Annotated in this window: 9 protein-coding genes; 2 read left to right on the top strand and 7 right to left on the bottom strand. The window is 39.4% G+C overall.

What is annotated here, in order from left to right:
* Nucleotides 1–41 precede the first annotated feature (41 nt).
* The 5 genes from V6R21_RS24415 to V6R21_RS24395 all read right to left on the bottom strand — a co-directional run bounded on the left by V6R21_RS24415 (nucleotide 42) and on the right by V6R21_RS24395 (nucleotide 5,625).
* Nucleotides 42–1,241 (bottom strand): site-specific integrase, encoded by a 1,200-nt coding sequence (locus tag V6R21_RS24415; RefSeq protein WP_334246147.1) that lies wholly within the window; start codon nucleotides 1,239–1,241, stop codon nucleotides 42–44.
* 300 nt (nucleotides 1,242–1,541) lie between these two features.
* Nucleotides 1,542–2,609 (bottom strand): ligand-binding sensor domain-containing protein, encoded by a 1,068-nt coding sequence (locus tag V6R21_RS24410; RefSeq protein WP_334246146.1) that lies wholly within the window; start codon nucleotides 2,607–2,609, stop codon nucleotides 1,542–1,544.
* 93 nt (nucleotides 2,610–2,702) lie between these two features.
* The gene (locus tag V6R21_RS24405) at nucleotides 2,703–4,130 is read right to left on the bottom strand and encodes a serine hydrolase (protein ID WP_334246145.1); all 1,428 of its coding nucleotides are present in this window, start codon (nucleotides 4,128–4,130) and stop codon (nucleotides 2,703–2,705) included.
* A gap of 1 nt (nucleotide 4,131) precedes the next feature.
* Complete coding sequence (locus V6R21_RS24400; protein ID WP_334246144.1) at nucleotides 4,132–4,569, bottom strand: MarR family winged helix-turn-helix transcriptional regulator; 438 nt, start codon at nucleotides 4,567–4,569, stop codon at nucleotides 4,132–4,134.
* Between the two features lie 150 nt (nucleotides 4,570–4,719).
* On the bottom strand, nucleotides 4,720–5,625 hold the full coding sequence (locus tag V6R21_RS24395; protein ID WP_334246143.1) for a helix-turn-helix domain-containing protein: 906 nt from the start codon (nucleotides 5,623–5,625) through the stop codon (nucleotides 4,720–4,722).
* Between the two features lie 253 nt (nucleotides 5,626–5,878).
* Between V6R21_RS24395 and panB the strand changes: the two genes are divergently transcribed.
* Nucleotides 5,879–6,700: a 3-methyl-2-oxobutanoate hydroxymethyltransferase gene (panB, locus tag V6R21_RS24390; protein ID WP_334246142.1), complete on the top strand. Its 822-nt coding sequence runs from the start codon at nucleotides 5,879–5,881 to the stop codon at nucleotides 6,698–6,700.
* Between the two features lie 215 nt (nucleotides 6,701–6,915).
* The gene (locus V6R21_RS24385; RefSeq protein WP_334246141.1) at nucleotides 6,916–7,881 is read left to right on the top strand and encodes a zinc-binding alcohol dehydrogenase family protein; all 966 of its coding nucleotides are present in this window, start codon (nucleotides 6,916–6,918) and stop codon (nucleotides 7,879–7,881) included.
* Nucleotides 7,882–7,929: 48 nt separating this feature from the next.
* Here the strand turns inward: V6R21_RS24385 and V6R21_RS24380 are convergent, their stop codons facing one another.
* Nucleotides 7,930–11,493 (bottom strand): ABC transporter permease/M1 family aminopeptidase, encoded by a 3,564-nt coding sequence (locus tag V6R21_RS24380; RefSeq protein ID WP_334246140.1) that lies wholly within the window; start codon nucleotides 11,491–11,493, stop codon nucleotides 7,930–7,932.
* A complete protein-coding gene (locus V6R21_RS24375) occupies nucleotides 11,493–12,365 on the bottom strand; it encodes an ABC transporter ATP-binding protein (protein ID WP_334246139.1) in 873 nt (290 codons plus the stop codon). The genes V6R21_RS24380 and V6R21_RS24375 overlap by 1 nt, the downstream gene beginning before the upstream one ends.
* Nucleotides 12,366–12,433 lie beyond the last annotated feature (68 nt).

Here is a 12,433-nt window from a genome sequence, read left to right as displayed (position 1 = left end):
CTGTATACTTACTCCTTCCTTGCCTAAATACATTTGGCTACTCAGCCCAGAACTGCTCCATGGCTTCCCGCTTCCCGCTTCTGGCTGTCTACCAGCCTGACATATTTCTGGAAGCTCCTCTGGTCACTGTGTCCCGTAACCGCCTTGACCATCTCAGGGTTCATTCCCCGTGCCAGTGATAACGTGGTAAAGGTACGCCTGCCGGTATGCGTTCCGAGCAATTGCCACCTTGGTTGCTTTTGCTCCAACTTACGGCTGCCTTGGTAACGGATCACGGTAAAGGATGCATCCATTCCAGCCAACTGGCCAATCTCCTTCAGGTATTCATTTGCTTTCTGGTTGGAAATTTTCGGCAACGCATTGTTATACTTCTTCAGGATTGACAGTGCCGTAGGCGAAAGGGGTATTACAACAGGAAAAGTTTTTCTCCCTTTACCTTGTACATTGTACCAGAAACGTCCGTCCCTGATGTCCAGTTCTTTTTGGGTATCACCGAACCGCTGTCCGGTATGGCATAGGAATACAAACAAGTCCCTTACACGACTGAGTCGGTCAGGAAGTTGAAGTTGAATAATACGCTCCAACTCTTGTTCAGTAAGGGCAAAGGTGTCCGCTTGTTCCTGCTTGATATGCCAATCCTCAAAAGCACTACTGTTGTGGTACTCATGTTTTCGTGTCCAGTTCAGGAATGTCTTGAATGTGGCAATATAGGAGCTGGCAGAGTTGTTGGTTAGGTTCTGGTCTATCAAAAGGAAAGCCGTGATCAGTTCAAACAGCTTGCTGTCAAGGCGGTTAAACTTAAACTTGAGGTGGCCTTGCTCAAAAGCCCTCATATGTTTTTCAGTAGACCGAAGCTTTTTCATGCGGGCAGCCGAAACCTCAACCTGCTTGATCCTAAGAAATTCATTCCAGGCATCCCAAAACTGCATATGGTGATCCTCTTGCAGTATCACTTTTCCATTCACCATACGGATAAGCTCCCGAATATGCTCTTTGGCCTCCTCCATTGGCAGGGCTTTGCCTTCCTGTTTCCTGAAGTATTGGATAACCTCAGTCTCCATACGTGAAAGCCTTGCATTGATTTCCTCATTATTGCGGGTGCGTTGACGCTTCTTCAGCCAATCGGCAGGTTTGCAGGAATGTCCGGTACCAAAGAAAATCCGTTTTCCATTAATGGATATGTAGAGTGCAATGGAGGAAGTCTTGCCCCTTCCCACATTTTTAAGATAGAAGTTGATCATCAGTCTAGGCTTGTGTAAGTGTTCACACTGAAGTTGTGCTTTTAAAATGTTGCACAGTTGTTGCACAAAATCTGTATAAAAATTACAAAAAACAGCCTAATTCTATATGGATAAGTGATGAAAAAGTAGTGTTTTTAGTAAGTTAAATCAAGATATTGTTAATACATATAAAAAGGTTCGATTCTTGGCGAGGCCACTTACTGTAAATTTAAACCCCCTTGTAAACTCTTAAAGCTTACAAGGGGTTTGTTTTATAAATGAAATGTCTGGTTTAAGAAGCTAGATTGTTACTCAATTAAACTAAAACATTTTATCGAATGATTTTCCATTGAATTTACAGACACTACCATCTGCTAAACCAAACCATAAATCATTCTTTTTATCCTTGTAAATTACTCTTACAAACATATTAGTCAGACCATCAGAAGTAGTGTAATTGGTTAAAGTCTGACCGTTGTAGCACCATGCACCAGAATCTCTATCTCCAAACCAAATGTTGCCTTGGTGATCTTCTGCTACCGTAAAAACATGATAGGGGAAATTGTTTGAAGAGGTAGGTTTAGGAGTGATTTTATCTGATAATTTGACGGTCGTTTTACCATCATAAAATAGTACTCCGATTCCATTGTTTCCAATCCAAAGGTTTCCTTTACTGTCTTCTAGAATACCTCGGACATGATATTCTATACCGCGTTCACTGATAAAAGCGAAGGATTTACCATCAAACCCAATTACTCCTCTATAATTGGCAATCCAAAGCATATTGTTTTTACCTTGACTTATGCCAGTGACAGTTCCAGCAATACTAAATGATTCACCTTTTGGGTCTACCACAGGAAATTTTAATAGATTAAGGTGTTCGCCATCGTACCTGTAAATACCTCCTTCAAGTTCTCCATTGAACCACAGGTCATTAGCTTCCTTTTTCCAAATACTAGATGCAGTGAGCGTATTTATAGCATAAGGTTTAGAAGTGTGTGTGGTAAACTTTTTTCCATCATAACTACTGATTCCATTTCCTGTTGCAAACCAAATATGACCATGCTGATCTTCTTGAATTGTTCTAATTTGGTTATCGCACAGACCATCTTTTGTTGAAAAATAAGTGAATGATTTTCCATCATATCGACATACACCTTCCTTGTCGCTTCCAAACCAAAAATTACCCTTACTGTCTTCAAAAACAGATCGTATCATAGAGTGGAATTCTAGTCGTAAAACTGAGTCCGTTTCACTTTCATTACTAGTTATGGAAACTTCTGTGGGTTTGTTGATAGAAGTGTTTTGGTTTGTACAGGAACCGACAAAAACAATCAAAAGCATTAAGTAAAATACTGAAATGAGTTGTGAGTGTCCAGTTTTTTTCATGTTGAGTAATGACTTTGCTAACTGTGAAAGAAACATCAGTAACCAGTTGTTTTTATTCAAGTTCACTTCTTATTTTGAATAAAGTAATAATATTTAGCTGTTCATTAATTCTTTTATTTTTTCTTTTGCATTTGTATTTTCAGGATTCAATTCAAGGCTTTTCTTATAGTTTTCAATTGATTTTTTGATGTCGCCACTCATCATATAAGCTTCACCAAGAGAATCAAATGCATCATAGGATGTAGGGAAGGCTAATACTTCAAGTTCAAATAGGTCAATAGCTTTCTTGTAAAAACCTCTTTTGATCATTTCATAACCTTTGGCATTGATGTCAAGTTCGGATAATTCAATTTTAGAGTTTGTTATAACCTTTTCTGCATATGCAATGTCATTCTCTAAATAAGCTTTGATCACTTTTTTAGTGAAAAAGTAACTATCCAGCTTTGGTGTAGGACCAGTAATTGTTTTTTCTATAAAAAAGCGTGCGTCTAAGAATCCTTGGTCTAGGTCTTTGTTAGTGAGCAGAACTACAGTGTAATTTTGCTTTTCAAAAACCCTCCATTCAGCACCTACTCCAAAATGTCCGCCACTGTGTCCATATATGCCTGAACCTTTTGCACCAGCGAATTGCATTCCGTAACCGTAAGAACCATTTGATGGTTCGGTTTTCATAAGCGTGGTATACTTGCTGTTTATTAATTGGTTGTTTTTAAATGCGGTTGCGAATTTGTACAAGTCATCTACGTTTGAATAACCTCCACCAGCTGGACTGCCTTTAACAGCACTCATAAAAAAGGTCTTTTGAAGTTTATTGGGGTAGACATCTGACAATGTGTAATTCTCAGCAGCATTTTCAATGGAATGATCAGCATCAAAATTGCCCGTGTTCTCCATTTGTGTTACTGAAAAGATATGTTCTTTTATATACTCATTGTAAGGCGTTTTTGTCACTGCTTCAATGATTCGACCAAGCAATATATAGTTTGTATTTCTATACGAAAACTGTTCGTTTGGTTTGGATTCCATTGGTTGGTTTTCATATAGAGGAGCAATACTTGCGATGGTTCTAAATTGTTCTTTTGAAGTATTGATATACTTTTCTGATCTAAAATAATTGGGTAAGCCACTCCTATGGGATAATAACATTTCAATTGTCAATGAGTCTCTTGCAATCTTATTAGGGTAATTGGGTAAGATTTTTCCAATTGGAGTATCTAATGATAGTTTACCATCCTGAATCAGTTGAAATATGGCAATTGCTGTAAATGATTTGCCAATTGATGCATATGAAAATTTAGTGGTTGTATTATTTTTTACTTTGTGTCCTAAGTGAGCAAATCCATAAGCTTTTTTTAATAGGATACTGTCGTTTTTGGCTATTAAGACAGTGCCGCTGAAGCCCTCTAAAGAGTCAAGGTAATGACTGATTTCAGTTACTTTCTTGTCCTGGTGTGGGGTGTTTTTTTCTTGTTTACAAGAGAAAACAGAAAAGATAGTTAATATGTATATTGCTTTTTTCATTTTAGTAAGTGCAGTTTTGAGTTATTTTTTTGAGTAAGTCAAATAATTGTATGAGCTCTGCTTCAGTAATTCCTTTTAAAGCAGTACTTCTATTGAGTTCTATTATTGGGTCTAATAGCAAAATGGCTTTTTTGCCTTTTTCTGTTATTGTTACAAATGAGCGTCGCTTATCATTGGTATCAATCTCCTTTTTTATGTAGCCTTTGTTTTCCATCAGTTTCAATATCCTTGTAATGGAAGCATAATCTTTGAAAACTAGATCTGCTAGCTCCATTTGTGTGTAGCTATTGTTCTTGTTCAAGATGATTAGAATCAAGGCCTGATCAACAGTGATATCTGGTATTACTTCTGAGATATTTTTTGTGCACAGTTTGCGATATGCCTTTATAGTCTCTTCTATTGAGTATAGAACAGTTGAAGTGGGTGTCTTAAATTCCATATTGTCTGTGTTTTATAAGGCAAAAATATCAAATTGTTTGATATATCAAATAAATGTTTTTGAATTAGCCTCAACACAAACAGAAATACGGTGCCCACTTTAGTCTAGAGAAACAAGTCTTAGTAACCTAATATGTATATTCTTGAGAGGCTAACTTGATTTACGGTACTGACTAGGTGATATACCAACGTATTTTTTAAAAAAGCGGCTGAAATGAAACTGATCCATAAAATTCAGGTGATGCGCAATTTCTTTGATCGTTAGCTGCTTATTGTTAAGTAGTACTTTCGCTTCTATATTGACCATTTCGGTAATGAACTCCCTTGTTGTCTTTCCTGTCTTTTTCTTTAGCAGTTGGGTAAGGTACTTTTCATTCATGTGCAATTTTTCAGCGTAAAATGTCACTTCCCGATGCTCCAAATAATGTTCTGAGAGTAACTTCAAAAACCTGTAGATTACGGTGGACGTGACAGCATTATCTATATGCATCTCATCATAATACTGCCTGATTTTTAATAGGGTTGCTTTAAAAATACTATTAACAACCTCTGTGTCATTGGAATGAAATGCTTCATTGTTAAGTAAGTCTGTCAGTGTTTTTATAAGCTGTAAGATGATGTTATAATCTGCTGGTTTTAGCTTTTGGCATGTTGAAATCCCTTCTTTTAAAAAATTGGCTATGCTGAGGTATTTCCCCATCAATGCAGATTGCTTTAGAAATTCCTGAGTGAATAGAATGGATTTGAAATGGATATTTTGCTGGAATGTGAACTCCCTAATGGCAGATGGTGGTATGATAATGATTTCACTTTCTTGTAATGTATACTCAAGAAGGTTCACTTTTAGTTTTAGCGTTCCTTTAGTAACAATGAGAATAGAAAAGTGATTGGAACGAAAGGGTTTTTCAAAGATAAACTCAGTGGGGTTTTGTAGGGAGTCATACAGGGCTAGTCCTGATACCTTTGAGGGACTTCCAATCTTATGGGTGATTGCAGAAATCTCTATGCTTTTGAATGGTACTTCACTGGTTGTGCTCTCAATATTACTTTTAGACATACAATGTTTTCTTTTATGCATGGATACTCTATTGAAGAGTAAGGACTTTTGCCTATTCAAATAACTCTTGAAGTTGACTTCATATTGAAAACAATAAAAGTCGCCTTTTGTGTGATTTTTTATATGCTTAGCCTCTTTTGCTTTTGTGAAAACTAGAGATAAAAGTTTGACTAAGTAGTCTAAAATCCATTTCTGAAGGTGAGGTTATAAGGAGTCGTATTCATTTACATACATCCATTTTGAATATTTAATTATGTCCATATCCAAGCCACAGCGTGTCAATAAAGTGACTGTTCAGTTGTTTCAGAAAATGAAGCAACATAAGGAGAAGATTAGTATGCTGACAGCATATGATTTTACGATGGCGAAACTCATAGATCAGGCTGGAATTGATGCCGTTTTGGTGGGAGACTCTGCTGCCAATGTAATGGCAGGTTATGATACAACGATTCCGCTTACATTGGAGGAGATAATGTATCATGCAAGATCGGTAAGAAGAGCCTTAAAGCGTGCGTTGCTGGTGGTAGATATGCCATTTGGTAGCTGTAGTGGAAACCCTTACAAGTCGGTGGAAAATGCGACTACTATTTTTAAAAATACAGGAGCAGAAGCCTTGAAGATCGAAGGAGGGGAGGAGCTTTTACCTGATATCAAGAAAATTATTGCGGCAGGCATTCCTGTAATGGGGCATTTGGGTTTGATGCCACAGTCTGTACATAAATATGGAGGTTTTGGATTAAGAGCCAAAACGGATCAGGAAGCTGAAAAGCTGAAACGAGATGCACGATTGCTAGAAGAGGCAGGGTGTTTTAGTATTACACTCGAAAAAGTGCCAGCCACTTTGGCGGCGGAGATTGCCTCGTCATTACGTATACCCGTGATTGGTATTGGCGCAGGTAATGAGGTTGACGGGCAAGTACTGGTCTCTCATGATATGTTGGGAATGAATCAGGAATTTTCGCCAAAGTTTGTTAGGCAGTACACAAACCTAGAGGAAATCATGACAAATGCTTTTGCCACTTACCATCGTGATGTGAAAAGTCAGGATTTCCCATCAGCAGAGGAAGCTTATTAGTGCTTACTTTCATCAGTATATATTTTTTAAGGAGCCGAAGCGTGTGTGTGCCTTCGGCTCTATTTTTTTATTAAATATTGTAGATAGCGGTACTACAAAAATCTAAAGTTGTATCCTTGTTTATGTGTATATTAGATACATTTGAATAGGTTGTCAATCAATTATTTAAAAGTATTTTAACCCTGATTTTTTCTTAACCAAAAACCCAAATAAATATGAAAGCCATCGTATTGTACCACCCAGGTGGTCCAGAGAGTTTTTCAATTGAGAATAGAGATATACCAACGCCTGCCGAAGGAGAAGTTTTGGTGAAAGTGAAAGCCTTTGGACTGAATTGTGCCGAACTGATGACCCGAAAAGGTTTTTCACCTGATGTCACATTTCCGAGAGTATTGGGAATAGAATGTGTGGGTGAGGTAGAGGAAGATCCTTCAGGTACTTTCAAAAAAGGACAGAAGGTGGCTGCTTTTATGGGAGAAATGGGGCGCAAATATGATGGCAGTTATGCAGAATACACTGTATTGCCAATGCAGATTATTACGCCATTTGAAAGTACACTTTCGTGGGAAGTACTGGGCGCTTTACCTGAGATGTTTCAGACAGCCTATGGCTCACTGCATTTGGCACTTCGAATACAGCCTGAAGAAACCTTATTGGTTCGTGGAGGTACTTCTTCTGTTGGTTTGTTGGCAACACAATTAGCTAGACAGTATGGGCTACAAGTTATAGCCACTACCCGTAACAAAGAAAAAAGTGAATTTCTTATCGAAAATGGAGCCGCAAAGGTTTTGATTGATGCTGGAAATTTGGCAGAAAAAGTAAAGGCAGAAGACATTCAGGTGAATAAAGTACTTGAACTAGTCGGTACACCAACACTCAAGGATTCCTTGAGCTGTGTAGTACAAGGTGGCTGTGTTTGTATGACAGGTATGCTTTCTGAAAAATGGTCATTGAATGAATTTGCTCCTATGGATTTTATTCCTGCCGCAGTGTATCTGACAGTCTATGACAGTGGACAGCTAAGGGTGGGGGATAAGGCTTTTCAGGAATTCATCAGAAGTATTGAAAGAGGGGAGTTGATGCCTAAGATAGGTAAGTTTTTCCCTTTTTCGGAGCTGAAAGGGGCCCACCAATTTATGGAAGGGAATCACGGAGCGGGTAAAATTGTACTAGTAGTTTGATGAGAAAGGAAGTAGGGCTAAATGCGCTACTTCCTTTTGTATATTGCTTTACAGTGCTTTCAGGTTATCAAACAAATTTTCATCATTTCGAAAGCCATATGGATCAATTCCAATATAAGCAGGCTTTTGATCTACGATAATTCTCATATTTGTAGTGCCATTGGTCAGCTTATGTGCTTCCCAATAAAGCATACCCTGATCTTTCCTGACATTTCGTGGATGAGTATTGAATATACCAATCCTGATAGGTTCATCCAATGTGATTTCTTTCTGATCTCCCGACTTATTCATCTCAAAGCGTTGAGCATTCAGTTGGAAATCAATTTGAAATTGTCCATTTGTCAAAGGTAAAACTTCAGCCTGCTGAATGGACAAGTCATAGGTTATGACACGTTTGAACCAGTCATCAACTAACTGATGATATGCTTTTGGGCATACCTGATACACCTCATCCATAAACTCTAGCGTTGTCAAGCGAAGTTCAGCATTATTCCGATATTTATCCGCCAACTTTTTCAGGACTGTATTGACAGCTTCTTCCCCAATCAGGTCTCGTAAGGCCATCATAACCGTGTAATTCTTTCCATACGCCAAGTAAAACTCATCATCCTGTAAATAGATAGGTGACTCTGGATTAGAGGTGAATGACCTCCCAGAAAAGTACTGGTGATTTGCCGTTTCACTCAGTTGGTATAGTGAACCTTTTCCATTTAATTTTTCCAAGACTACTGCTTCTGTATATTTGGCAAACCCTTCCACAAAAAGTGGGGCTCCTTCCACTACCTTTGGCGAAAGACTATTTCCCCACCACTGATGGGCAACCTCATGGATAGTCCGCTTGCTGACAAGGTCAAATGCTGTGGTATCTCTTTGATCTACCAGATATAGTCTATCCTCTACCATACTGATGGTACTTGGGTGTGAAGTTCCTCCAAAGCCCCAATGCCCCGGAATCTCAGCTATTCGCAAATGGTCAAATGGATAGGCTCCAAAATTTTGGAGGCAATATGCCAGTGCTTCCTGGGTAGCCGTCTTTATGCAATCCAAATTGTAGTCGTGTCCCTGATGGTAGTATTGTTCGATTTGAATTCCTTGATAATCTGTAATAACACTTTCATATCTCGCAGAGAAATAGGAGATAAAAGGAGAAACCTTGATCGGTGTTTTGTAATGGAAATAGTTTCTGCCATTTGAAGTCCATTTCCTAACTAGGTTTCCAGATGTGATTGCCCGCTGATCTGCTTCTGTTGAAATAATAGCTTCAAAATTTACCTTACCTAGCGTCTGCTTATCCTGCATCAGGTGAACTTCCGCATCTTCGGTAACCTCTAATGGTGGCAGTCCCCTTTTCTTTCTTTCAAAAGCATCCAAAATTTCCTTGCCTGTACTGTAGCCCAACATAGGTTCAAAATCTCTTATAGGAATGAAAGTTCCATTCTTGACAATTGCCTTATTAAAGGCATATCCTTTGGGTTTGTAAGTCAATTCATATTCCAAAGCAATGGTGTCTTGTGGGGCAATAGGTTTGTCAAACCGAAAAAGATAGGCACCCTGAATGGAATCATAGGCTTCCAGTCGTCCGCCTTCCAATGAAATTTTGCTTAGCTTCTCTCGCTCATTGATAAAAACCTGTGAGATAGGGTTCTCATTTTTATTCTTTAAAAGGTGATGTCCCTTTACATGATAAGAGTTATGTGAAGGATAAAGATCCAATTCCGTGTTAAAGGAAATATGGTTCAGCCTGTCCAAACTATCGTACTGTTTGTATTGCGACTCATAAGCTTCCTGCAAGTCAAGTTGCTCCTTAGATGTCAGGTATGGTGATGCAATATTGGTATGGTAAAATACAGTTGCCATTGACACCAAGAGCATCAGCGTGAACAATGCCAGCATCAATTGTTGCGGAATGGACCAGCCTAGCCATACCTTTGGCCATTTGTTTTTTAAACTGGTAACTATTCCTCTTTGAGAAAACTTAAAGGCAAGCACAGCCAATACACCTCCAACTGAAAGCCAATAAAACGATAGGTGATGAATCTGCTTGATGGCTGCGGAGTATCCGTTCATGGCTGTATAATTGGGAACTGGAATCATGCCCAGCCTCAGCAAAGGATGTTCGATGCCAATATGAACGGAGAAGAAAGCAAACATCAGGATACATAACCCTGACAGTCCCATTCCTGCATATTTATTCGGAATGATGCTTTGGACAAAAAGTGTAAAAAGACTGTAAAACAGTAGCGGTACGCCATAAAAATAGTAGGTAGCAACATACATAGACCAATCAAATACCGGATAGGATGTAGCTAGTTGAAAAGTGATTGCCACAAGAATACCGGAAGTCAACAGCAACAGTGGCAGCATAAATACAGTTGTCAGATTGGCTAAAAAGAACGCTGCATTGCTGACAGGAGTAGCATCTACAATTCCTGAAAACTGATAGTCACGTTTTGCCCAAACCAATTCTCCTGCATAAAACAGAATCAATACTAGTCCCAAGAGTTCCAATGGCCTTCCCATCAACCTGACGAGCAAATGTGTGGTAGCATAGCTGCTGTTGTTGTATTGACCACCAACGATTACATTCCCATAAAACTCCCCAATGATCAATGCTAGCCAAAGCAACATTACTCCCCAAAAAGGAAGACTCTTGAAAACAGTTTGCAGCTTTAACTTGACCAGTGACCTCCATGCTTTCCATTGCATGTTAAAGTTAATCACAACAGAAACAGGATGATATGAATATCCTATCCTACCTGCAGATATGGTATTCTTCTTATCTGTCTTCTTTCCCCGTTGAACTTTTCTGAAAGAAAATACCCTGTAACCAATGTACAGCACTAGGCTTAGCAAGCTGCTCCACAATACCCTATTCCAAAGCAGGAAGCCAGTGAAAGAAAGTGACTGGTAATTTTTCTGGTAAATGGACCAAAATTGTATTTGCTCAAAAAAGGCTGCCATTCCAAAAGGGTCTGCTAATGATGCCATAACCAAGCTTTCTTCGGATGCTGGAGGGGTATTGGCAATGATAGGTGAATTGAGTACTAGCGAACTCATCATATACAGCAGATAAAGGAAAATCCCGCTGATATAAGTGGCTAGCCTGTTTTTGGTCAGCAATGCAACCGTAAATACCACCGCTGTACAGACAAAAGTATTCGGTACGATAAAGATCAACCAACTTTGCAGGTAAGTAAAAAAGTCAAAATCCCCTACTCGCTCTGGATCCAAAGAAGGAGACAGAGACCCCAACATAAATCCAATTGTAAAAGGCGTAATACTTAGCAAGGTAAATCCATACACCCCCATAAACCTGCTCAGGAAGTATTGTCGCTTAGGGAGTGCTGTACTGTAAAGGATTTCTTCCATGCCATGATGCTTGTCACGGATAACGCCACTGATAGAAAAAAACATGGCAATAAATGCGGCTCCCAAAGTGAAAATCCCAGTATAGAAATGAATCTGGTAGCCTGAGTTAAAGTTCAGTCCAGAAGGAGCATGTCCCTGTCCGCCAACCAGTAGTCCATAGCCTAGCATAATCATGGAAAGGATAGGAAGTGCCAATTGTTTGCGTTGGTACAGCCATTCAAATTTGAGTAAGTTGATCAGCATTAGTTCAGGTTTTGGGTAGCTTCAAAATAAACATCTTCCAGATTGGGATTGGCTTTTTCAAATCCCCCTTCAGGCAGTTGGTTTGCTTTTACACGTATTTGTGTTTGCCCTGCAACCAGTCGGCTCGAAAGCACCTTTTCTGCAAAAGGCGTATGGGTATCCTCCTTGGTTAAGGTTTTGGTATAAATCTGCCCTTCCAATTCGGCAACCATCCTGGCCGGAGCACCTGTCTTGATGATTTGCCCATTGGCTAGAATGGCCATGTCAGTACAAAGTCCCAAGACATCTTCTACAATATGGGTGGAGAGAATCACGATTACCTGTTCCCCTATCTCACTCAGCAGGTTAAGGAAACGATTACGTTCCTGCGGGTCCAACCCTGCCGTCGGTTCATCCACGATCATGATTTTGGGTTGCCCCAACAATGCTTGTGCAATCCCAAACCGCTGACGCATGCCTCCCGAAAATGTGTGGACAGCTTTCTTGCGGTGCTGATAAAGGTTGGTTCTTTCCAGCAAAGCATTTATCTGCTCCTTACGGTCTTTTGATGAGACAATGCCCTTCAATACCGCAATATGATCGAGTAGTTTTTCAGTAGAAATTTTAGGATATACCCCAAACTCCTGAGGCAGGTAACCTAAAAATTGTCTGATACAGACAGGATCTTCAAGAATGGACTGTCCATTGAAAATAATATCCCCTGCAGTAGGTGTCTGCAATGTTGCAATGGTACGCATAAGGCTTGATTTGCCAGCCCCGTTTGCGCCCAGCAATCCGAACATCCCGTTCGAAATCGTCAGGTTAATATCCTGAAGTGCCTTTACGCCATTTGGATAGGTTTTACTCAGCTGTTTGATTGTTAAGTTATTCATCAGAAATGTTTTTAATTGATTTTTGATGAAAGTAATGGAGACTTTGGGTGGTTGAAAAAAAGAATGAG

Origin of the sequence: Limibacter armeniacum, assembly GCF_036880985.1 — a bacterium.
GTDB classification, from domain to species: domain Bacteria; phylum Bacteroidota; class Bacteroidia; order Cytophagales; family Flammeovirgaceae; genus Limibacter; species Limibacter armeniacum.
Note: the sequence above shows the minus strand (reverse complement) of the source record. Positions and strands in the feature narration are given on the sequence as shown.

Excerpts from the sequence above, each read along its gene's own strand:
- V6R21_RS24380 (WP_334246140.1), bottom strand. The coding sequence starts at position 11,493 with ATGCTGATCAACTTACTCAAATTTGAATGGCTGTACCAACGCAAACAA.
- V6R21_RS24400 (WP_334246144.1), bottom strand. The coding sequence starts at position 4,569 with ATGGAATTTAAGACACCCACTTCAACTGTTCTATACTCAATAGAAGAG.
- V6R21_RS24405 (WP_334246145.1), bottom strand. The coding sequence starts at position 4,130 with ATGAAAAAAGCAATATACATATTAACTATCTTTTCTGTTTTCTCTTGT.
- panB (WP_334246142.1), top strand. The coding sequence starts at position 5,879 with ATGTCCATATCCAAGCCACAGCGTGTCAATAAAGTGACTGTTCAGTTG.
- V6R21_RS24375 (WP_334246139.1), bottom strand. The coding sequence starts at position 12,365 with ATGAATAACTTAACAATCAAACAGCTGAGTAAAACCTATCCAAATGGC.
- V6R21_RS24415 (WP_334246147.1), bottom strand. The coding sequence starts at position 1,241 with ATGATCAACTTCTATCTTAAAAATGTGGGAAGGGGCAAGACTTCCTCC.
- V6R21_RS24395 (WP_334246143.1), bottom strand. The coding sequence starts at position 5,625 with ATGTCTAAAAGTAATATTGAGAGCACAACCAGTGAAGTACCATTCAAA.
- V6R21_RS24385 (WP_334246141.1), top strand. The coding sequence starts at position 6,916 with ATGAAAGCCATCGTATTGTACCACCCAGGTGGTCCAGAGAGTTTTTCA.
- V6R21_RS24410 (WP_334246146.1), bottom strand. The coding sequence starts at position 2,609 with ATGAAAAAAACTGGACACTCACAACTCATTTCAGTATTTTACTTAATG.